This is a genomic window from Pseudomonas koreensis, assembly GCF_024169245.1.
Taxonomy (GTDB): domain Bacteria; phylum Pseudomonadota; class Gammaproteobacteria; order Pseudomonadales; family Pseudomonadaceae; genus Aquipseudomonas; species Aquipseudomonas koreensis_F.
The window spans coordinates 5,581,764-5,603,646 of the sequence record NZ_JALJWP010000001.1; the positions used below are offsets into that span (position 1 = coordinate 5,581,764).

22 protein-coding genes are annotated in these 21,883 nt (G+C 61.3%); 5 read left to right on the top strand and 17 right to left on the bottom strand.

The genetic code is table 11. The features are described 5' to 3' along the window. Positions 1–109: 109 nt before the first annotated feature. From J2Y90_RS24730 to J2Y90_RS24785, 12 genes are all read right to left on the bottom strand, one after another. Complete coding sequence (locus tag J2Y90_RS24730) at positions 110–706, bottom strand: nucleotidyltransferase family protein (protein ID WP_253504356.1); 597 nt, start codon at positions 704–706, stop codon at positions 110–112. Beyond that, on the bottom strand, positions 703–1,683 hold the full coding sequence (locus J2Y90_RS24735; RefSeq protein WP_253504358.1) for an XdhC family protein: 981 nt from the start codon (positions 1,681–1,683) through the stop codon (positions 703–705). Before J2Y90_RS24735 ends, J2Y90_RS24730 begins: the two co-directional genes overlap by 4 nt. Further along, complete coding sequence (locus J2Y90_RS24740) at positions 1,683–4,004, bottom strand: xanthine dehydrogenase family protein molybdopterin-binding subunit (RefSeq protein ID WP_253504360.1); 2,322 nt, start codon at positions 4,002–4,004, stop codon at positions 1,683–1,685. The genes J2Y90_RS24735 and J2Y90_RS24740 overlap by 1 nt, the downstream gene beginning before the upstream one ends. Further along, entirely contained in the window at positions 4,001–4,471 is a 471-nt protein-coding gene (locus J2Y90_RS24745; RefSeq protein WP_253504362.1) for a (2Fe-2S)-binding protein, read from the bottom strand. Before J2Y90_RS24745 ends, J2Y90_RS24740 begins: the two co-directional genes overlap by 4 nt. A gap of 249 nt (positions 4,472–4,720) precedes the next feature. Beyond that, the gene (murB, locus tag J2Y90_RS24750; RefSeq protein ID WP_253504364.1) at positions 4,721–5,740 is read right to left on the bottom strand and encodes a UDP-N-acetylmuramate dehydrogenase; all 1,020 of its coding nucleotides are present in this window, start codon (positions 5,738–5,740) and stop codon (positions 4,721–4,723) included. Then, complete coding sequence (locus tag J2Y90_RS24755; protein ID WP_116658088.1) at positions 5,737–6,201, bottom strand: low molecular weight protein-tyrosine-phosphatase; 465 nt, start codon at positions 6,199–6,201, stop codon at positions 5,737–5,739. Before J2Y90_RS24755 ends, murB begins: the two co-directional genes overlap by 4 nt. Then, a complete protein-coding gene (gene kdsB, locus J2Y90_RS24760; RefSeq protein WP_253504366.1) occupies positions 6,201–6,965 on the bottom strand; it encodes a 3-deoxy-manno-octulosonate cytidylyltransferase in 765 nt (254 codons plus the stop codon). Before kdsB ends, J2Y90_RS24755 begins: the two co-directional genes overlap by 1 nt. Then, a complete protein-coding gene (locus J2Y90_RS24765; RefSeq protein WP_003179363.1) occupies positions 6,962–7,147 on the bottom strand; it encodes a Trm112 family protein in 186 nt (61 codons plus the stop codon). The genes kdsB and J2Y90_RS24765 overlap by 4 nt, the downstream gene beginning before the upstream one ends. Before the next feature lie 24 nt (positions 7,148–7,171). Then, positions 7,172–8,182 (bottom strand): tetraacyldisaccharide 4'-kinase, encoded by a 1,011-nt coding sequence (gene lpxK / locus J2Y90_RS24770; RefSeq protein WP_253504368.1) that lies wholly within the window; start codon positions 8,180–8,182, stop codon positions 7,172–7,174. Continuing rightward, on the bottom strand, positions 8,182–8,610 hold the full coding sequence (locus tag J2Y90_RS24775) for an ExbD/TolR family protein (protein ID WP_042610688.1): 429 nt from the start codon (positions 8,608–8,610) through the stop codon (positions 8,182–8,184). The genes lpxK and J2Y90_RS24775 overlap by 1 nt, the downstream gene beginning before the upstream one ends. After that, positions 8,607–9,242 (bottom strand): MotA/TolQ/ExbB proton channel family protein, encoded by a 636-nt coding sequence (locus tag J2Y90_RS24780; protein WP_007908216.1) that lies wholly within the window; start codon positions 9,240–9,242, stop codon positions 8,607–8,609. The genes J2Y90_RS24775 and J2Y90_RS24780 overlap by 4 nt, the downstream gene beginning before the upstream one ends. Positions 9,243–9,343: 101 nt before the next feature. Beyond that, positions 9,344–11,578 (bottom strand): DNA internalization-related competence protein ComEC/Rec2, encoded by a 2,235-nt coding sequence (locus J2Y90_RS24785; RefSeq protein WP_253504370.1) that lies wholly within the window; start codon positions 11,576–11,578, stop codon positions 9,344–9,346. A gap of 136 nt (positions 11,579–11,714) precedes the next feature. Between J2Y90_RS24785 and J2Y90_RS24790 the strand changes: the two genes are divergently transcribed. Then, on the top strand, positions 11,715–12,233 hold the full coding sequence (locus tag J2Y90_RS24790) for a DUF2062 domain-containing protein (RefSeq protein ID WP_253504372.1): 519 nt from the start codon (positions 11,715–11,717) through the stop codon (positions 12,231–12,233). A gap of 150 nt (positions 12,234–12,383) precedes the next feature. Here J2Y90_RS24790 and J2Y90_RS24795 read toward each other — a convergent pair whose 3' ends face one another. The 4 genes from J2Y90_RS24795 to J2Y90_RS24810 all read right to left on the bottom strand — a co-directional run bounded on the left by J2Y90_RS24795 (position 12,384) and on the right by J2Y90_RS24810 (position 15,552). Continuing rightward, positions 12,384–13,163, bottom strand: coding sequence for an ABC transporter permease (locus tag J2Y90_RS24795; RefSeq protein ID WP_039760202.1), 780 nt, complete (start codon positions 13,161–13,163; stop codon positions 12,384–12,386). After that, a complete protein-coding gene (locus J2Y90_RS24800; protein ID WP_042610685.1) occupies positions 13,160–14,092 on the bottom strand; it encodes an ABC transporter ATP-binding protein in 933 nt (310 codons plus the stop codon). Before J2Y90_RS24800 ends, J2Y90_RS24795 begins: the two co-directional genes overlap by 4 nt. Positions 14,093–14,225: 133 nt before the next feature. Next, positions 14,226–14,849: a glutathione S-transferase family protein gene (locus J2Y90_RS24805; RefSeq protein ID WP_253504374.1), complete on the bottom strand. Its 624-nt coding sequence runs from the start codon at positions 14,847–14,849 to the stop codon at positions 14,226–14,228. A gap of 43 nt (positions 14,850–14,892) precedes the next feature. Next, entirely contained in the window at positions 14,893–15,552 is a 660-nt protein-coding gene (locus J2Y90_RS24810) for a transglutaminase-like domain-containing protein (RefSeq protein WP_253504377.1), read from the bottom strand. A gap of 247 nt (positions 15,553–15,799) precedes the next feature. Here J2Y90_RS24810 and J2Y90_RS24815 point away from each other — a divergent pair, with 247 nt between their 5' ends. After that, complete coding sequence (locus J2Y90_RS24815) at positions 15,800–18,247, top strand: acyl-CoA dehydrogenase (RefSeq protein ID WP_253504380.1); 2,448 nt, start codon at positions 15,800–15,802, stop codon at positions 18,245–18,247. 73 nt (positions 18,248–18,320) lie between these two features. After that, positions 18,321–18,728, top strand: a complete 408-nt coding sequence (locus J2Y90_RS24820; protein ID WP_039760212.1) for a PA2817 family protein — start codon at positions 18,321–18,323, stop codon at positions 18,726–18,728. Between the two features lie 579 nt (positions 18,729–19,307). Here the strand turns inward: J2Y90_RS24820 and J2Y90_RS24825 are convergent. Further along, on the bottom strand, positions 19,308–20,306 hold the full coding sequence (locus J2Y90_RS24825) for a LysR family transcriptional regulator (protein WP_253504383.1): 999 nt from the start codon (positions 20,304–20,306) through the stop codon (positions 19,308–19,310). A gap of 89 nt (positions 20,307–20,395) precedes the next feature. Between J2Y90_RS24825 and J2Y90_RS24830 the strand changes: the two genes are divergently transcribed. Both J2Y90_RS24830 and J2Y90_RS24835 read left to right on the top strand, forming a co-directional pair. Continuing rightward, positions 20,396–21,022, top strand: a complete 627-nt coding sequence (locus J2Y90_RS24830; protein ID WP_253504386.1) for an alanyl-tRNA editing protein — start codon at positions 20,396–20,398, stop codon at positions 21,020–21,022. Between the two features lie 90 nt (positions 21,023–21,112). Next, on the top strand, positions 21,113–21,883 hold the full coding sequence (locus J2Y90_RS24835; protein WP_253504388.1) for a 2OG-Fe(II) oxygenase: 771 nt from the start codon (positions 21,113–21,115) through the stop codon (positions 21,881–21,883).

The following is a 21,883-nucleotide window of genomic DNA, read 5'->3' on the forward strand; positions in this document are numbered from 1 at the left end:
TTCCTGAAGCCATTAAAAAGCCCCGCCTGGTGAAAGCCTGGCGGGGCTTTTTATTGCCTGCGATTCAGGCCGCACCGATGCTCACTCCTACAGGGGATTTGTGCATGGCTCAGGAATGAGGAAATACCAACGATTCAGGCACATCGATATCCCACAACACCCCCGAATCATCCACCGCCACTTCCACCACCCGCCCCTGCGCAAACAACGGCCGGGCGCCCTTATCGCCAGTCAATGCCTGCAATTGCGTGCCAAACGAACGACCAAACCCCACTGGATGGCCAAACTCGCCGTTCAGCACCGGCACGCTTACCGCATCATCAGCCAGCGCCGCGACCACTCTTTCTATAGTCGACGGCAAGATAAACGGCATATCTCCAAGCACAATCAACCAGCCATCCGCATCGGCACTGGCCGCAACACCTGCTGCAATGCTGTCGCCCATGCCGGTCGACTCGATCGACACCACGTCGCAGCCGTAGGCCTGAGCCATGCGCATCGCCTGCGGTCGCGCTTCGGTCGTGACCAGTACGCGCTTGTCGAGGCTGGCCGGCAGATTCACCAGCACCTGCTCAATCACCGAGCGCACCGCGCCGTCACGCCCCGTGCAGTCAGCGAGCAATTTGTCTTTGTCGGGGCCGGCGATCTGGCGAAAGCGCTTGCCCTCGCCCGCTGCCAGCACGATCACTGCGATGGATTGGCTCATGCACCCTCCAGCGCTTTCTTCTGTTTCAGTTCCACACCGTTCTTGATCGCGACAATTTCCGCCAGCAACGACAAGGCGATCTCTGCTGGAGAATGACTGCCGATGTGCAGGCCGATCGGCCCGTGCAAGCGATCAATCGACGCTTGGGACAAGCCTAGCTGAGCGAGGTTTTCCCGGCGCTTCTGGCTGTTGACCCGCGAGCCCAGCGCGCCGACGTAAAACGCCGGCGAGTCGAGCGCAGTAAGCAACGCCATGTCGTCCAGCCGAGGATCGTGGGTCAAGGCGACAATCGCCGTGCGCTCGTCGGTCTGGATGTTCAGCACCGCTTCGTCCGGCATGCCGGGAACAAAACGGCCATGTTGCTCTTCCCAGCCGTAGACAAACTCGGTACGTGGATCGCAGATCAGCACTTCGAAATCCAGCAGCCGCGCCATGTCAGCAACGTAGCGCGACAACTGCCCGGCGCCGATCAGCAACAGGCGCCAGCGCGGGCCATAAATCGCTCGCAGGACTTTGCCGTCGAACACCAGTGAGTCGGATTTAGTCGCCGGAGTTAACAGCACCTCGCCGGTTTCGATGTTCAATTCCCGGGCAACGATTTCGTGATTTTCGCAACGCTGCAGCAGCTCGGCCACCCACGCCGGGTCACCGACGCGCTCTTCGGTCAGGCGCAGAGTACCGCCGCATGGCAGGCCAAAACGCGCGGCCTCTTCGCGGGTCACGCCATAGGTAATCATCTGCACCGGCGGGCCATCGGTGGCGATACGGCCGTCGTGCAGCCGCGCGATCAAGTCATCCTCGACACAGCCGCCCGAAACCGAACCGATCACCACGCCGTCCTCGCGCAAGGCGAGCATGGCGCCGGGCGAGCGCGGCGCGGTGCCCCAGGTCTGCACCACGCTGAACAGCACCACCCGGTGCCCGGCGCGGCGCCATTCGAGGACGCTGCGCAGGACGTTGAGATCGACGCTGTCCATTACGCCTCCGCCTTCTGCCAGCCTTGCAACTGATAACGCACTGGCAGATTGCGGATACGCTTGCCGGTCGCGGCGAAGATCGCATTGCACAGCGCCGGAGCGATCGGCGGCACACCCGGCTCACCAACGCCACCCAACGGCACATCACCCGGCGGCGTGACCAGATGCACGGCGACTTCCTTCGGCGCCAGCGACATGCGCGCGACTTCGTACATATGGAAGTTGTCCTGCTGCACCTTGCCGTCCTTGAAGCTGATTTCACCGAGCACGGCATTGCCCAGGCCCATGACGCACGCGCCTTCGAACTGCGAACGGATACGCTCGGGGTTGATCTGCGGCCCGCAGTCCACAGCGATGTCGGCCTTGTGCACGATCAGCGAACCGTCGTCCTTGACCTCGACTTCGATCACCGCCGCCACGTAGGTGACGAAGCTGTAATGCACCGCCAGACCGAGGCCGCGGCCCTTGGGCAGTTTGCGTCCCCAACCGGCAGCCTTGGCGGCTGTTTCCAACACCGTGCGCATGCGCCCGGTGTCGATCGGATAACGCTCGGGCGATTCGCCGTAGTTCCACTCTTCGCTCAAGGTGCGTGGATCGATCTGCCGATCCGGGCCGAGCAGTTTGATCTGGTACTTGAGCGGATCTTCACCGGCCTTGTGCGCCAGTTCATCAACGAAACTCTGAATCGCAAAGCCATGGGGAATGTTCGATACCGAGCGGTACCAGCCGACCCGCGTGTGCACTTTGGCTTCGGGGTTTTCCAGGCGCACGTTGGGAATCGCGTAGGCCATGTTGGTAAAGCCCATGCCCAGCTCGAACGCCGCTTCATGGTTCATGTCCGGGGCAAACAGTGCAGTGATGCTTGGCGCCACGGTGCGATGCAGCCAACCGGACGGCATGCCGTTCTTGTCGATGCCGGCCTTCAGGTACTCCGCCGAGACGGTGTGAAAATACGAGTTGTGGATGTCGTCTTCACGCGTCCACTGCACCCGTACAGCCTTGCCCGGAAATTCCTTGGCGAGAATCGCCGCTTCGACGACGAAGTCCGGTTTCGACTTGCGCCCGAACCCACCGCCCAGCAGCGTCACGTTGAAAGTGACCTTTTCGAACGGTACACCCAGGCGCTCGGCGATGCGCTCACGGGTGACCTGCGGTGCCTGGCTCGGCGCCCAGGCCTCGCACACGCCGTCCTTGAACCGCGCAATGGCGACCATCGGTTCCATCGGCGCCTGCGCCAGATGCGGCAGGTAATACGAAGCTTCGAGGGTGCTGGCAGCGCTGCTCAAAGCCTTGTCGATGTCGCCAGTGTTGCGCACCACTTTGCCGGCTTTCAGCGACGCGGCTTCGAGTTCCTTACGATAGGCAATCGAGTCGTAACTGGCGTTAGGGCCGTCGTCCCACTCGATCTTCAGCGCCTCGCGGCCCTTGATCGCCGCCCATGTATTGCTGGCGACGACTGCGACGCCGCCCAGCGGCTGAAACTCCGACGGCAATGGCCGGCCTTCGATCTGAATGACTTTTAGCACGCCGGGGACTTTCAGTGCGGCGCTGTCATCGAGGCTTTTGACCTTGCCGCCATACACCGCCGGGCGAGCGATGGTGGCGTAGAGCATGCCGTCGAAATGCACGTCGGCGCCGTACACCGCGCGGCCATTGACGATATCGGCACCGTCGATGGCCTTGGTGCCTTCCTTACCGATGTAGCGAAATTCCGACGGCTGCTTGAGACGCAGGCTGTCACGCGCCGGTACTGCCAACGCACTGGCCGCAGCGGCAAGCTCGCCATACCCCAGCTCGCGGCCGGACGGTTTGTGAATGACCTTGTGCAACTGCGCATGGCATTCGCCGACCGGCACTTTCCATTGCGCAGCGGCAGCCTGCTCGAGCATGGTCCGCGCGGCCGCGCCACAACGACGCATCGGTTCGTACCAGTGCCGCATGCTGCGCGAACCGTCGGTGTCCTGGTTGCCGAAGCGCACTTCGTCACCCGGCGCCTGCTGCACTTTGACCTGCGCCCAATCGGCCTCCAGTTCATCGGCAACCACCATGCTCAGGCTGGTGCGCACACCCTGGCCCATTTCCGAACGGTTGCACACCACGGTGACGCTGCCATCCGCGGCGATGCTCACGTAGACCTTGGGGTCGTCGATCCAGCCATTGGGCATGCCGTCGGCGCCGAACTTCTTCGCCGCGTCATCGGCCAGCGCATCCTGCCAGCCCCAGCTCGCGGCGAGAACCAGCGCGCTGGTGGCGCCGACGCCTTTGAGAAAGCCACGGCGGCTGAGGTTGCTCAGGGCGAAATCATTCGGGACGCGGCTCATGCCTTCACCTCCTTCAGGTGAGTGGAGGCCTGGCGGATCGCGGTTTTGATCCGGTTGTAGGTGCCGCAGCGGCAGATGTTGCCGACCATGGCCTCTTCGATCTGCTCGTCGCTCGGGTTGGGGTTGGTTTTCAGCAGAGCGGTGGCCGACATGATCTGCCCGCCCTGGCAATAACCGCATTGGGCCACGGCGCTGTCGAGCCAGGCTTGCTGAACGACCTTGCCCACCGGATCGGCGTGGAGATTGTCGATGGTGGTGACGTTCTGGCCGATCACCGAGCTGATCGGGGTGATGCAACTACGCGCGGGCAAGCCGTCGATGTGGATGGTGCAAGCGCCGCACAGGCCCATGCCGCAACCGAACTTGGTGCCGTTGTAACCGGCGACGTCACGAATCGCCCACAACAGCGGCATGTCTTCGGTGACATCGAGGGAGTGGTCTTGACCGTTGAGTTTCAGGGTAATCATGGGCACGCCCGCATATTTTTTAGTGGTTATGGGGTCGAGCAATCTGCCGCCGGAAAATCAGCGGTGGGTTCGCGCAGATCGACTCAGGCTAATCAGGCTCTCTTGCGCCGACGGGAACGTCTGCACCGGGCCTTTGGGTGGAGCAAATGGTAGGTATCGTTAGGTCGCTAAGTTAACCCAGCATTAACAAAAAAGCCCTGCACTTTTTCATCAGTGCAGGGCTTTGGTTGACGTCAGGCAAGCGTAGCCTCAATACCTGTTGGGCTCCATTTCCAGTTCAACCTGAAAGCGCTCGGCGATGTCTTTCTGGATACGTTGCGCCAGGTCGAGCAGTTGCAGGCCGGTGGCCGTGCCGTAGTTGACCAGCACCAGCGCCTGCAACTTGTGCACGCCAGCATCGCCGTCGCGGAAACCCTTCCAGCCGGCGCGCTCGATCAGCCAGCCAGCGGCCAGTTTCATCTGCCCGTCCGCTTGCGGGTAAGCCACCAGATCCGGGTGCTGCGTTTTGATCTGCGTGACCACCGCGGCGGGCACCAGCGGATTCTTGAAGAAGCTGCCGGCGTTGCCGAGCACCGCCGGGTCCGGGAGTTTTTCGCTGCGGATGCTGCAGATTGCGCGGCTGACGTCAGCGGGCGTCGGTTGCTCGATGCCCTGCTCGCTCAGGCGCTGACGCACCGGGCCATATTCCAGATGCAGATGGGCGGCGCGATCGAGCTTGAAGCGCACCCGCAGGATCAACCAACGTCCCGGCTGCTGCTTGAACAGGCTGTCGCGGTAGCCGAAGTTGCATTCTTCCAGGCTGAAATCACGCAGCTCGCCGCTTTCGCGGTCCAGCGCGGTCAGGCCGGCAAACACGTCTTTGATCTCGACGCCATAGGCACCGATGTTCTGCATCGGCGCGGCGCCGACGGTGCCGGGAATCAGGCTGAGGTTTTCCAGCCCGGCCAGACCCTGGGCCAGCGTGTGCTGGACGAACGGGTGCCATGGCTCGCCCGCTTCCGCCTCGACAACCACGTGACTGCCATCGTCGCTGAGCAGACGAATGCCGCGAGTGGCCATGCGCAACACCAACGCCGGAATATCCGCCGTCAGCAGCAAATTGCTGCCGCCGCCGATCACCAGTAACGGCACGTCATGGCACGCGGCATAGGCCAGCGCTTCGCGGACGTCGTCGTCGCTGTGGGCTTCGGCAAACAGTTGCGCACGCACATCGACGCCAAAGGTGTTGAAGGCTTTTAGTGATACCTGCGGTTGGACCTGCAAACTCATAAGCGCCCCTTCACTTCGATCAGCAGTTGATCGCAGGCCGCTTCGATCAGATCGAGCACCTGCTCGAAACCCTGATCGCCGTCGTAATACGGATCCGGCACTTCATCGACCAGCCCGGCATACCGGCGCAGGAACAGGTCCAGCTCGGCCTTGCCGGTGGACGGCTGCAAGGCCTTGAGGTTGCGCAGGTTGCTGTTGTCCATGGCGAGAATCAGGTCGTAGCTGGCGAAATCGGCCCGGCTGACCTGCTGCGCGCGTTGCGTCGACAGGTCATAACCGCGCAGTTTCGCCGCGGCCTGGCTGCGCTTGTCCGGCGGGTTGCCGACGTGCCAGTCACCGGTGCCAGCGGAGGCCACCTCGACCACGTCCGCCAATCCGGCTTCGCGCAACTTGTGGCGCAACACGCCTTCGGCGGTGGGCGAACGGCAGATGTTGCCCAGGCACACAAACAGAACGCGCATCAGGCCCCCAGCAGGCGACGAACCCGCTCAAGGTCTTCGACGGTGTCGACGCCGGTCGGCGGTGCGATCAGCGCGTCGGCGACGTGAATGCGCACGCCGTGCCACAAGGCACGCAGTTGCTCGAGGGATTCGGTGTTTTCCAGCCAGCATGGGCCCCAGCTCACGAAGTCGTGGAGGAACCCGGCACGGTAGGCATAAATACCGATGTGGCGGCGATAGGGCACGCCTTCCGGCAGTTGCTCACGGCTCTTGGCGAACGCATCGCGAGCCCACGGCAAGGTTGCACGACTGAACGTCAGGGCCAGACCGTTGATGTCGCTGGAAACCTTCACAACGTTGGGGTTGAACAGGGTTTCCACATCTTCGATCGGCTCGGCCAGCGTGGCCATGCGCGCTTCGGTATGGGCAGCAAGGTTCGCGGCGACCTGATCGATCACGCTTGGCGGAATTAGCGGCTCATCGCCCTGAACATTGACCACGATCGCATCAGGCGCAAGGCCGAGTTTCGCCGCGACTTCAGCCAGACGATCGGTGCCGGAATTGTGATCTTCACGGGTCAGCACCACTTCGGCGCCAAAGCTGTTGCACGCCTCGACAATGCGCGCGTCATCGGTAGCCACCACGACGCGGGTGGCGCTGCTTTTGCTCGCCTGTTCCCAGACATGCTGGATCATCGGCTTGCCGGCGATATCCAGCAACGGCTTGCCCGGCAGACGGGTCGAGGCGAAACGCGACGGGATGACAACGGTGAAGGCTGTGGTCATTTATCCAGGCGCTCGTCGGTGGTCAGGGTGCGCGCTTCGCTTTCCAGCATTACCGGGATGCCGTCGCGGATCGGGTACGCCAGGCCGGCGCCCTTGCTGATCAGTTCGGTCTTGTCGGCGCTGAGCTTGAGCGGGCCTTTGCACACGGGGCAAGCAAGGATGTCGAGCAGTTTGGTGTCCATGAACATTCCCAGAAATAAAAACAGTTAAGGCAACAGACGATCCGGCAACAGGCGCATCAGCTGCGTGTCGAACCAGGCCACGAAGGCCGACGACGGCAGCGCATCGACCGCCAGATACCACCAGTCGTCAGCAGCAAAGGCACGGCACTTCACCGCGTCCTTTTCGGTCATTACCAAGGGCAATGACGGGGTGAAATTCAGGGCCTGCACGCTGTACTCGGCGTGGTCGGCAAACGCATGCGGAACTGGCCGCCAGTCTAGCGCTTCGAGGGTATTGAAGAAACGTTGCGGATTGCCGATCCCGGCTACCGCGTGCAGCGCCTGGCCGGGCGGAAAATGCTCGAGCGACTGCCGTTCGCCGCTGTGCAGATTGACCAGCGCCGTGGGTTGCAGGCGGAAGGCAAAACCGTCGTCGCGATCAGCCAAGGCCCCGTTGAACAGCACGCCGTCGACACTTTGCAGGCGCTCGACCGGCTCACGCAACGGTCCGGCCGGCAGACAATGCTGATTGCCCAGGCCACGAGCCGCATCGATCAGTACCAGTTCCAGATCCCGCGCGAGGCGGTAATGCTGCATGCCATCGTCGGACAGGATCAGGTCCAATGGCTCACTGGCGATCAAGGCTTTGACGGCAGCGCTGCGATCAGCGTCGATCATCAGTGGCACGCCGGTGCGCTGGACAATCAGCAGCGGCTCGTCACCGGCAACCTCGGCGCTGTGCTCGGCCTCAACGCGCCATGGCAGGTGCGGCGGCTTGGCGCCATAGCCGCGACTGACCACACCGACACGCAGTCCACGGCGCCGGCAATGCTCGATCAGCCAGAGAATCATCGGTGTCTTGCCGGTGCCGCCGACGGTGATATTGCCGACCACAATCAACGGCACCGGCGATTGATAGATTTCACCTTCGCCGTCGAGAAAGCGCTGACGTTTTTTGATCACCACACGGCGATACAACATTTCCAGTGGCCGCAGCAGCGTCAGGGCCGGGTGCCCCTGATACCACGCGGTGAGCAGGCGATCGGACAGGCTCATCAGGATTTCGGCGCCGCCTCGACCGTGGTCATGCGCAGATGGCTGAAACCGAGTTTGCCGGCCGCGTCCATGGCGGTGATCACCGATTGATGCTGGGCCTTGCCATCGGCACTGATCGACAACGGCATGCTGGTATCACCGTTGGATTCTTTCTGCATGGCTTCCATCAGTGTCGGCAGATCATTCTTCGGCAGAATCCTGTTATTCACCGAAAACACGCCTTCGGCACTGATCGCGACGTCCAGTTGTTTGACCTGCTGATCTTCAGCGGGCGAACCGCTGACCGCTTCCGGCAAGTCGACGCGCAGCTGGGTTTCACGGGTGAAGGTGGTAGTGACCACGAAAAACAGCAGCAGAATGAACACCACGTCGATCAGCGACGCGAGGTTGATATCGATGGTTTCCCGAGGCTTGCGACGGAATTTCACGCGCGGCCCTCGGCCAGATCGACATCACGGTCGCCCTGCACCACTTCCACCAGTTTGATCGCTTCCTGCTCCATGCCGACCACCAGCTCGTCGATACGGCGCTGCAGAAAACGGTGGAAGAACACCGCCGGAATACCGACCATCAGGCCCGCCGCCGTGGTGATCAGCGCCTTGGAAATACCGCCGGCCAGCACCGATGCATTGGTGGTCATGCCGGAACCGGTGAAGGCACTGAAAATGTCGATCATGCCCAGCACCGTGCCGAGCAGACCGAGCAACGGCGACATCGCGGCGATGGTGCCCAACGCGTTGACATAGCGTTCGAGTTCATGAATGACCCGCGCAGCAGCCTCTTCGATGCACTCCTTCATGATCTCGCGACCATGCTTGGAGTTGGCCAGGCCCGCGGCGAGGATTTCCCCCAGCGGCGAGTTGGCGCGCAATTCCTTGAGTTTTTCCTTGTTGAGCTGCTTGTCCTTGATCCAGACCCAGACCTGACCCAGCAGATGCTCGGGGGTGACGCGACTGGCGCGCAGTGTCCACAGGCGCTCGGCGACGATCGCCATGGCCGCGATGGAACTCAGAATGATCGGCAACATCATCCAGCCGCCGGATTTGACCAATTCCCACACAGTGACAGTCCCCTCGAAAAAGTGCGCCACTTTACCATACCGATCCGCGATTAAGACCCGCCGCCCCGACGACCGTGAGGTGGCAACCATGCTGGCACCGATCAACGGCCGGGCGCCGGCGGCTCGCGCCAGAAGCGCCGCTGTTGATGCATGGTCCACGGCGGCTTGAAGCTGCCCAGTTGCAGATGGATGGCGCCCTGTTCGGCGCTGTCATAGATGCGCAGGCCTTGCTTGCGGTAGCGCGCAAGTACGGTCGGATGCGGGTGACCGAAGGAGTTGCCGTGGCCGCGGGAGATCAGCACCGCTTCTGGCTGCAAGGTTTTGAGCAGGGCCATCGATGATGAACTGCGACTGCCGTGATGCGGCGATTGCAGCCATTGCGTCGGCACCGCCAGTGGGCTGTCGAGCAGAACGCGCTCGGCATGAATGTCGATGTCGCCGGTGAGCAGCAGGCGCTCGCCGTTGGCTTCGATCTGCAAGACACAGGAGCGCTGGTTGCTGTCATCGGCCGCCGACCATTGCCAGAGCTGGAACTGCACGCCATCCCACTGCCACTGTTCGCCACTTGCGCAGGCTTCGGCGCTCAACTCCGGCGGCAGGTTTGGCGGGTCGCCACTGACGATTCGGTGCACGTTCAATCCACGCATCACCGCCCCGGCGCCGCCAGCGTGATCGGCGTCGGCATGGCTGAGCAGCATCAGGTCGAGTGCTTGCACATTGAGTTTGCGCAGCGCTGGCAGCACCACCCGCTCGCCAAGATCGAACTCGCCGAAACGCGGCCCGGCGTCATAGAGCAACGCGTGATGACGAGTACGGACAAGGATGGCCAGGCCCTGGCCGACGTCGAGTTGCCAGACATCGGCTCGCCCTTCTTCTATTCGCTCTCGGGGCGGCAACACCAACAGCAACATCAGCGGCCAGCCCAATGGACGCAGCGGCACACCACGGGGCAACAGCAATAACAAGGCGCCGAGGCCACCCAGGGCCAGCGCCCACAATGGAATGGCGGCAGGTATCCACGCCGGCCATTGCCCGGCAATCAGCGCCAGCCCGGTAAACAGCCAGTCGATCAAACCACCGGCCAGCCACAACAACCCTTCGCCAACGTAGGGGACGGGCAGCAATAGCGTGCCGAGCAATGCCGGCGGCAACACCATGAGACTGACCCACGGCACCGCCAACAGATTCGCCACGGGGCCACTGACGCTGATCGGCAGGCTGAGCGCCAGCAACACCGGACACAAACCAATCGCGATCAGCCACTGCGCGCGGGTCCAGGTCTGCCACCAGCGCCAGGCGCCCAACCGCCCACCGAAGGTGAAAATCAGTACCGCCACCGCCGCGAAAGACAGCCATAAACCGGGACGCAAACTGGCCAACGGATCAAACAACAGCACGCCATTGAACGCCAGCAATAACGGCCACCACGCACCGAGATGGCGAAAACGCAGGCGCCACAACAGCACCAGAGCCACCATTACGCAGGCGCGCTGCACCGGCACATCGAAACCTGCAAGCAAGCCATAACCCAGCGCCGCCGCGAAGGCCAGGCCGCATGCCCAAGGCAACCATGGCCAGCGCAACGGCCAGATTCCGAAACGCGCCAACCCGGCGACCAGCAGATACATCACCGCGGCGAGCAAACCGATGTGCTGGCCGGAAATCACCAGCAAATGCACGGTGCCGGTGTCTTGCAGTACCTGCCAGTCCTCGCGACTGAGCCCGGAGCCATCACCGAGCACCAGCGCCGCCAGCGCGCCCTCCCGTCCCTGCGCATCTACCGCCAACAGGCGCTGACGAACACCGTCGCGCCAGGCCTGTCGGGCTTCAGCCAGACGCTGGCCATCCTTGATCGTGCCGGTTGCACCGATGCGTTGTGCCAGCAGCCAGGCTTCGTAATCGAAGGCGTCCGGGTTGAGCAAGCTACTCGGGCGCTTCAACTTCACCGCCAGGCGCCAGCGTTCGCCGCTATTGACCGGTGGCCCGGCGTACCAGGCCAGGCGCATCAGCGATGGCAGTTTCTCGTGCCGTGAGTGTGCATCGGCCAGCTCGAAACGCACCACGCCGTCGCCGTGCTGCGGCAAGCCGACCACGCGCCCTTCAAGCCAACGGGTTTCGCCGTCGAGGCTCGGTGGCAAGCGGTCATTTAGCGCCCACTGCGCGCCGACGCAGGCCCACGTGAAACCAAACAGCAAAAATGCCAGTGGATAGCTGCGAAACGGCAAGAGCATCAGCGCCACCACCGGCAGTACCACCAAGCAACCGACCGGCGGCAACGCCGGCAAAAAAACCGGGGCCAGCAGACCGACTGCCAGCGCCATCATCCCTGTGCGCATATGCCCGTCCTTGAGAGTCCCCTCCCTAGGCATAGCGGGTCTGCGGCACCACCGTCGTCAACAATTGTCACAAAGTCTGAATGGGCGGTTCGTAGAATCCAGACATACTTGCCGCCTTAACCGACCGAGAAGCCTTATGCCCCGGCGCTTATTCAAACGTTACATGCCCGACCCGACGAGCATCAGGGAACACAAATCCTTACGCTTTCTCGGCAAGTTGCTGCATGACCCGAACCTCTGGCACCTCAACCGCCACTCGGTGGCCCGGGCGATGGCGGTCGGCCTGTTCGCGGCGTTCTTGCCGATCCCCGCGCAAATGCTGGTCGCGGCGGCGTTGGCGGTGATGGTGCGCGGCAACATGCCGATCGCGGTAAGTCTGGTCTGGCTGACCAACCCGATCACCATGCCGGCGGTGTTTTTCTGCACCTATCAGGCCGGGGCGTTCCTGATGGATGTGCCGGCGCGGCATCTGCCGGACGAGTTGACCTGGGAATGGATCAGCGGCGAATTGTCGACGTTGTGGCAACCGTTTCTGCTGGGCTCGGTGGTCGTCGGCCTGGTGCTGGGCATCCTCGCCTACTTCCTGGTGATGCTGTACTGGCGCTGGTGGGTGGCGCGGCAATGGCGGCGGCGCAAGCAAAGTCGGCAGAAATGAATGCAAAACGGCCTCCGCGATGGGAGGCCGTTTTTTTTGTCGGACGTCGACTGTGGGAGCTGCCGAAGGCTGCGATCTTTTGATGTTGCTACAAGAGATCAAGATCAAAAGATCGCAGCCTTCGGCAGCTCCTACACGATATCGCGTGCTTCAGGTACGCATCCCGCGCCCACTCACCAGCAACCGCGCACAACCCAGATACAGCACCACGGTCGCCACCAGCATGAACGTGATGGCGATGCCGATGCGAATATCCGAGACCCCGAGGATGCCGTAGCGGAACGCGTTGACCATGTGCAGCACCGGGTTGGCCAGCGAAACGGTCTGCCAGAACGGCGGCAGCAAAGTGATTGAGTAGAACACGCCGCCCAGGTAAGTCAGCGGAGTCAGCACAAAAGTCGGGATGATCGAAATATCATCGAAGTTGCGCGCGAACACCGCGTTGATGAAGCCCAGCAGCGAGAAGATCGTCGCGGTCAGCACCACCACCAGAATGGTCACGCCGAGGTGATGAACCTGCAAATCGGTGAAGAACAGCGACAGGATCGTCACGATCAGACCCACCGCCAGACCGCGCAATACGCCACCAATGGTGAAGCCGATGAGGATCGTGTGCGGGGACACCGGTGAGACCATCAGCTCTTCGATCGAACGCTGGAACTTGCTGCCAAAGAAGCTCGAAACCACGTTGCCGTAAGAGTTGGTGATCACCGACATCATGATCAGCCCCGGCACGATGTACTCCATGTAGGTGAAGCCGCCCATGTCGCCGATCTGCCGGCCGATCAGGTTGCCGAAGATCACGAAGTACAGAACCATGGTGATCGCCGGCGGCAGCAGCGTCTGCGGCCAGATCCGCATGAAGCGTTTGACCTCGCGGTAGACGATGGTTTGCAGGGCGACCAGGTTGGGACCGAATTCGGAACTCATACCGCCACCTTCGACAGATTTTTCTCCACCAGGGACACGAACAACTCCTCGAGGCGATTGGTTTTGTTACGCAGGCTCAGCACTTCGATGTTCTGCTGCGCCAACTGGGTGAACAGCGCCGTGATGCCCATGGATTTGTCGACCTGGACTTCCAGGGTGTGACTGTCGAGCAACCGGGCGGGGTAGCCGAGCAATTGCGGCGCCGCATGCAGGTCGTTTTTCAGATCCAGCAAAAAGGTTTCCACGTGCAACTGGCCCAGCAACTGTTTCATGCTGGTATTTTCGACGATGGTGCCGTGGTCGATGATGCCGATGTTGCGGCACAACTGCTCGGCCTCTTCCAGATAATGCGTGGTCAGGATGATGGTGATGCCTTTCTGATTCAGCTCGGTGAGGAACGTCCACATCGAACGGCGCAGCTCGATATCAACGCCAGCAGTCGGTTCATCGAGAATCAGCAGACGCGGTTCGTGCACCAGTGCACGGGCGATCATCAAGCGACGTTTCATGCCGCCGGACAGCGAGCGCGACGGCACATCGCGCTTGTCCCACAGGCCGAGCTGCGTCAGGTACTGCTCGGCGCGTTCCTTGGCGACTTTCGCCGGAATGCCGTAGTAGCCAGCTTGGGTGACGACGATGTCGAAGGTCTTCTCGAACTGGTTGAAATTGAATTCCTGCGGCACCACACCGATCGAGCGCTTGAGCGCCGCCGGGTTCTTGTCCAGATCGTGGCCGAAGATATTCACCGTACCGCTGGTCTTGTTGACCAGGGTCGAGAGGATGCCGATGGTGGTGGATTTGCCGGCGCCGTTGGGGCCGAGCAAGGCGAAAAAGTCACCTTCGGCGACGTCCAGATCGATACCACTCAAGGCCTGGAACCCGTTGCCGTAGGTTTTGGTTAGCTGCCGGATGGACAGAGCGGAACTCATATCGGATTTACGCACCAAGAAGGAAGGAAAGAAGTAAATAAGGGCGGGCGGCGAGGGAAACAACCGCGGCGCAAGTTCACAATGGTGCTTGCCGCCGCCGCACAAGTACAGTCAAGTGTGTCGATAGTAATTATCAAGTCAACGCGGTCATGACCGCTTTCTGATAGGCCGGACGCTGCTTCAAACGTTCATACCAGGCTTGCAGATGGGGTTGCGGGGCGCGCTCGATGGGCATTTCGAACCAGGCATAAATGAAGCTGCCGAGCGGAATGTCGCCCATGCCGATGTCATTGCCGGAAAGATAGGGCTGGCTGATCAGGGCATGGTCGGCCATGTTCAGCAACTCATCGCATTCCTTGATCGCGGCGTTGATCGCCTTCCAGTCCTGCTTCTCCGCAGGCGTGCGCAGCACACCCCAGAACACCGTGCGAAACGGCCCGGCGAAACTGGAAGTGGTCCAGTCCATCCACTTGTCTGCCGTGGCGCGGGCTTGCGCATCCGCCGGATACCAGGCGCTGCCCGGTGCATGTCTGGCCAGCAGATAGCGAACGATGGCGTTGGATTCCCACAGCACGAAACCATCATCTTCGATCACCGGCACCCGGCCATTGGGGTTCATCGCGCGGTACTCGGGGGTGTCGACCACACCGAACGCGCCCCCGGCATCGATGGTCTCGTAAGCCAGGCCCAGCTCCTCGGCAGCCCACAGGGGCTTTCTGACGTTCGATGAATTTTTCCGTCCCCAGATCTTCAGCATGACCGCCTCTTTGCACATGAGTGGACGGCCAGCATACGCCGGATCAGGTGCGACTCAAATCAGTCTGCATATCGCCCAGCAAGACCGGCAACTGCTCACTGAACAGATGCGGATAGCACTTTTGCAGGTGCTCGAAGAAGAAAGTTTCCGGCACATCGGTGAACTGGCCGTGATCAAGCAGGTACTCCATCAACTGCGCGCCGTCACGGTTGAACGGGTGGAAAACGCTGTCGTTGACCCCGTCGAATTCCAGCGCTGCGACGTTGAACAATTCGCACAGTTGCTGGTTGAACGCCGGCGTCGCCTTGACCCAGCGGCCATCGAGAAACAGCTCGGTGTAGCCATGCATGGCAAACACGTCGCTTTTCAGCAGCTCGAGCAGACGCGGCGTCGACAGATGATTGCGCACATCGGCCAGACCGATGCGCGCCGGAATCCCGCAATGCCGCGCACAACCGGCGAGCAGCGTGGCTTTCGGCACGCAGTAGCTCTGCCCTGCTGCCAGTGCGTAACTGCCACGCAAGGTTTGCGGATCACGGCTGAAGGTGTAGGGGTTGTAGCGCACCGCCTCGCGCACGGCGTAATAAAGACTGATCGCCTGCTCACGCGGATCATTGCTGGCGCCGCGATGCTGCTCGGCGAACTCCATCACTGCCGGGTGGTCACTATCGATGAAGCGGCCGGGGCTCAGATACTCGTGCATGACGGCGATCTCCTGGGTAAGCCACGAGTCTAGCGACAGCCTGAGCACAGAGATAACGACGTTTCGGCCAAACCTGAAAGCAAAGCTGCGCAGCAACGAACGATTTCCCACGCGGGTTGCCCACCGAACCTACGAAAACCATCCGGGGTTTCCCACGATTTCAATCACCATGCTCTGACCACCCGGATTTACAGATGCCGTCTAAGCTCTGGAGGGTCGATTTGCCTTGGTTCACGGAGGACTGAATATGCTGTTGTTGTGGATACTGGTTTTGATCGTCGGCGTGGCGTATCTCGCCCATCGACGCATCGCCCCGCTGCCCGCGTTGGGCATCGTTGCTGCCTATCTGGTGGCGATGGGGATTTTCAGTCATGCGCCGGGCTGGCTGCTGTTCATCTTCTGGGTCTTGCTGGCGGTGGTCGCCGCGCCATTGTTGCTGCCTGACCTGCGCCGCAAACACTTCACCGCGCCACTGTTCAACTGGTTTCAGAAAACCCTGCCGCCGATGTCGCAGACCGAACGCGACGCGATCGATGCCGGCACCGTGTGGTGGGACGGCGAGCTGTTCAGCGGCCGTCCGGACTGGGACAAATTACTCTCCTATCCCAAGGTGCAGTTGAGCGAAGAAGAACAGGCCTTCATCGATGGCCCGACCGAAGAACTCTGCGCGATGGTCAGCGACTGGCAAATCGGCCAGTCGATGGATCTGCCGCCCGAGGCCTGGACGCACATCAAGGAACATGGCTTTTTTGCCCTGATCATTCCCAAGGAATACGGCGGCAAAGGCTTCTCTGCCTATGCCCACTCGCAAGTGGCAATGAAACTCGCCACTCGCAGCGGCGACCTCGCCTCTACCGTGATGGTCCCGAACTCCCTCGGCCCGGCCGAATTACTGCTGCATTACGGCACCGACGAACAACGCAATCACTACCTGCCGCGCCTGGCCCGGGGCGACGATATCCCGTGCTTCGCCCTCACCGGACCGCTGGCCGGTTCCGACGCGGGCGCGATGCCCGACACCGGGATCATTTGCAAAGGCCAGTGGCAAGGTGAGGAAGTCATCGGCCTGCGTCTGAACTGGGAAAAGCGCTACATCACCCTTGGCCCGGTCGCCACCCTGCTCGGTCTGGCATTCAAAGCCTACGACCCGGATCACCTGCTCGGTGAAGAGGAAGATCTCGGTATCAGTCTGGCGCTAATCCCGACCGATACCGCCGGTGTGGAAATCGGACGTCGCCACCTGCCACTGGGCGCCGCGTTCATGAACGGGCCGAACTCCGGCAAGGACGTGTTCATTCCACTGGACTATCTCATCGGTGGTCAGGAAATGCTCGGCAAGGGCTGGATGATGCTGATGAACTGCCTGTCGGTCGGGCGTTCGATCTCCCTGCCAGCCGTCGGTACCGGCGCGGCCAAGTTCACCAGTCTGGTCACTGGCCAGTACGCGCAGATTCGCGAGCAGTTCAACGTGCCGCTGTCGGCGTTCGAAGGTATTCAGGAAGCCATGGCGCGCATCGGCGGCAACGCATGGATGATGGACGCCGCCCGCATGCTCACCGCCAACGCGGTGGATCTGGGGGAAAAACCCTCGGTGCTGTCGGCGATCCTCAAATATCACCTCACCGAACGCGGCCGCGAATGCATCAGCCACGCCATGGATGTGCATGGCGGCAAGGCCATCATCATGGGGCCGAACAACTACCTGGGTCGCAGCTGGAACGGCGCGCCGATCTTTATTACCGTCGAAGGCGCGAACATCCTGTCACGCAACCTGATGATCTTCGGTCAGGGTGCAATCCGCTGCCATCCGTTCGTACTCAAGGAAATGGCCCTGGCTGGTCGTGCGGACAAGGAACAGGCACTCAAGGAGTTCGATGGCCTGCTGCTCAAGCACATCGGCTTCGCCGTGAGCAACGCGGCCAGCACATTGGTGCTGAACCTCGGGTTCGGGCACTTCGAACATGCGCCGGGCGACAGGATCAGCCAAGGCTACTTCCGCGCTCTCAACCGTCAGGCTGCCGCATTCGCCATGCTCGCCGACTTCAGCATGATGCTGCTGGGCGGCGAACTGAAACGCCGCGAACGCCTGTCGGCGCGCCTCGGCGACGTACTGAGCAACCTGTATCTGGCCTCCGCCGCGCTCAAGCGCTATCACGACCTGGATTCGCCGGCCTACATGGAACCGCTGTTCCGCTGGGCCATGGAAGAAAGCCTCGGCCAGTCGGAGCGCGCGCTGGATGAACTGCTGAGCAACTTCCCGAACAAGGTCTTCGGCTGCCTGCTGCGGGTTATCGTGTTCCCGTTCGGCCGCCGTCACAAAGGCCCGTCGGACAAACTTGGCGCCGAAGTTGCTGCGGTCATCGGTCGCGCCAAAGGCGATCCGGCACTGGAAGAACTGCTCGCCGGCTGCTACCGCCCGCAATCGGCGGACGATGCAGTGGGCGCGCTGCAGCATGCCAGCGACCTGCTCAACGCTGCGCAACCGCTGCACAAAAAACTGCACATCGCACTGAAAAGCGGCCAGGTCAAACCGGCAGCAGGCGAGCACGCCATCGATGCCGCGCTGGAAGCCGGTGTGCTGCAAGCCGTCGAAGCGCAAAGCCTGCGCGACGCCGAAGCGGCCCGCCGCAAGGTGATCGACGTCGATGACTTCGACAAAGAGGAACTGACCCAGGCAGCGGGCAAAGTCCGCTGATCCCGGTTTTTGTGAAAAAACGGCGCGAGAGCTTTATACTCCCGCGCCCGTTTTGCTGTTGAGGACTTATCTCGTGTCCAACGTCGTTGCCGATCATCTCGTGTTGCTCGACCACCTGCGCAGTATCCTGGTCGCCGTAGGTGAGGCCGAACAAGTGCCCGAAGAAAGCCATGCCCTGTTCCTCGAGCGCTTCGACGAACTGCTGGCCTCCCTGCCGATCGACCCTATCGAAAGCCAATACCTGGGTCAGGACATCCTCACCCAGGTCATCAGCCGCTACCCGCAAATCGCCCACCTGATCCCCCGCGACCTGCTGTGGTTCTTCGCCGGCGACTGCCTGCACTACCTCTCCGACGAAGAAATCGACCTCTACCAGGCCCTCGAAGAACGCCGCTACGAAGCCGAACAGAACGACGAACCGTTCGACTGGAACCAGGAAAAACAACTGCTGGCCATGTCCGCACAGGACAGCAAGCACTGATTTTCGACAGGCAATCAAAAGGCCCGCACTGGTGATTCCATGCGGGCTTTTTTTTCCAGATCAAAAGCCCCCTCACCCTAGCCCTCTCCCGGAGGGAGAGGGGACTGACCGCGTTGTTTGGACGAGGTACGCCGACCTGGAATTACCGAGTCGAATGCAGATTCTGAAAAGCGCGCAAATCGGCTCCCTCTCCCTCGGGAGAGGGCTGGGGTGAGGGGCGAATCCACCACAGATCCAAAGCAGACCACACGCTTTTCACCACTCAACAATGAGCGTTAGCTCGAGTAAGGCTTTTGATCTTGATCCACGGGCGACGTCGGAAGGCTGAGCGGAGGGATTGATCCGGGCGTGGGAGCGCAGCGACCGTTCGACGAAGTCGAACACAGCGGAAGGAGGTGCAGCGAAGCAAACCGGAGCCGCTGCGCCCGGATCGATCCCGCAGCGAAGGAACCCGAGCCTGCGAGGGCCGAACGCAGGAGCAAGCCTTTTGGTTACTTTTTGGCGTCTGAAAAAGTGACTCGCCGTAAGGGCGAAACCGCCATCAGCAACACCCGAAGCAACCGATATACACCCAAAACTTCAAAGCAACCCCTCACTCTCCGGCAGCTCATAAGCCACAGCCACATTGCTCCCGCCCATCGATTTCCCGGGCCTGCCCAACGTCGGCTCCTTCTGCAAACACTCCACCAGATAATCAATAAACACCCGCAACTTCGGTGGCAAATACCGCGTCGGCGAATGCAACAACCACAACCCACCATGATAGGAAGCCAGAAACGTCCACTCCGGCAGCACCTGCACAATCAGCTTCTGCTCCAAGGCGTAACGCGCGGTGAAATACGGCAGACTGCCAATGCCGATGTGCTGCAACACCGCCCCCAGCCGCACCCCGGTGTGATTGGCGGCATAGCGCCCACGCACGCCGACCGTCACCGCCTTGCTGCCCTTCTTGAATTTCCAGCGCGCATCGCTCGGCGTTTCACCCAGATAAATACAACTGTGATTGAGCAAGTCGTGAGGATGCGTCGGCGTGCCATGTTCGGCCAGGTATTGCGGCGTGGCGCAAAGCAAATGATCGATCGTCAGCAACTGCCGCCCGACCAGACCGGCCGGCGGCCGATCAGTAATACGAATCGCCAGATCAACGTGATCATCGATCAGATCGACCTGACGATCCTCCAACAGCAATTCGACATCGACCTTGGGGTAACGCCGCAGAAACTCCGGCATGTGCGGATGAATCACAAAGCGCCCTACCGCTTTCGGCACGCTGACCCGCACCAGCCCTTCGGCTTCGTGGGTGAACTGGCCGCTGATTTCCATCACCGACCTGGCCGCGCTGACCATTTCCTGGCAACGCTTGAACACCTCCTCACCGCCATCGCTCAAGCGCAGTTTGCGCGTGGTGCGTTGCAGCAAGCGCGTGGCCAACGCCTTTTCCAATCGGGAAATGCTGCGGCTGACCGCTGAGGGAGACGACCCCATCTGCCGGGCCGCTTCAGAGAAGCTGCCGGTCTCGACAACCTTGACGAAAATCGCCATTTCACCCAGCAGCGGCAGCGGAAGATTGATGCTCACGACGCACAAGTCCTTTGATGTTCGGATGGATTATCACGTTATTGCACGATTCATATAATAAAAACAGAACTTCGATCAGGGCATGGAATATGACGCTTCGCCTGTTTTTTCACAGTGATGACCTCAAGGCGAATGTCGAAGTCCTCGATTGCACACCACACGACAACGAATTCGCCGTGGTGCTGCGCGCCACCTTGTTCCATCCGCAGGGCGGCGGGCAGCCTTGCGATACCGGCTGGATAGGTGAAAGCCAGGTCTCGCGAGTGGTGCAAGAGCCGGAGCGGATTGTGCATTTCGTCGACCGACCGGTGCCGTTGGGCATGACCGTTATCCGCATCGATGAACAGCGCCGCCGCTTTAACACGCGCATGCACTCGGCCGGGCACTTGATCGGACATTTCATTCAAGCCATGGGCTGGATGCCAATCAAGGCGCATCACTGGCCGGACGAAGGCCGGGTGCAATTCAAGCCGGGTGATGGCGCTGAAGAAGTCGATGTGCCAAGGGTGCAAACCGGCATCGAGCAGTGGATCGAACACGATCTGCCGCGCCTGACCTCCCTGCGCGAAGGCGCGCGGGAAATCAGTTTTGGTGAACTGCCGGCCTATGGCTGCGGTGGCACCCATGTACGCAGCCTGAAGGATCTGGGCACAGTCACGATCGCGTCGCTTTCACAGAAGAAGGGCACGCTATCCGTCCACTACAGCGTGGATTGAGCATTTCGGACGTTGCCATCGCGCAGCGTCCGCCGCCGGGGAACCGCATTCGCCGGTTCCGTTGACTATCGATAGATGGACCTAAAACAAATGATGCTAGACGTCGAGCGTCTCGATGAGACGTGCATAAAAAAACTGGCCAACGAAGAAGTCCTCGCCATCCGCGTCAAACGCTTTCTGCCCGAACCGCTGGCGATCGAGATAGGTGACAAGATTCTCGCCCCGGGCTTTGAGGGCTACATCAACGCACCGAGCATCGGCCGCATCGGCATGGCCTTTTACGAGGCGGAAAACCAGCCGCTGCTGATCGAGGACTACTTCGAACGCGCCACCCGCAATATCGCCGAATTACGCCAGCGCTGCGCGCCCTACTCCTCACCGATCGACACCCTGCGCTGCATGCTCGACGAATCCTGGCCCGCCGGCGCGCATCTGGAAAACCTCTATGGGCGCAAGATGTATGTCGGCTTGTCGCGGGTGGTCAAACCCGGCGTGTGCTTTCTCGCCCACCACGACATCTTCGCCAAGGACGCCCCGGAGAGCTTTCAGGCGCGCAGTCTGGAAGCGCAGTTCGCCTGTAACGTCTACCTGAACATGCCCACCGAAGGTGGCGCTTTGCAGATGTGGGAAGACGACATCACCCCCGATCAGTTCGACGAAATGCGTGGCGACAGTTACGGCATCGAGCCGTCGCTGCTGGGGCCGCCAGCGCTGGAGGTGCGCCCGCAGCCCGGCGATTTCATCATGTTCAACTCGCGCCGCATGCACTCGGTGACCCCGGGCGTAGCGGATCCGCGTTTGAGCCTGTCGTTCTTTGTCGGCTATCGCGGCAATGCTTCCCCTCTGACTTTCTGGAGCTGA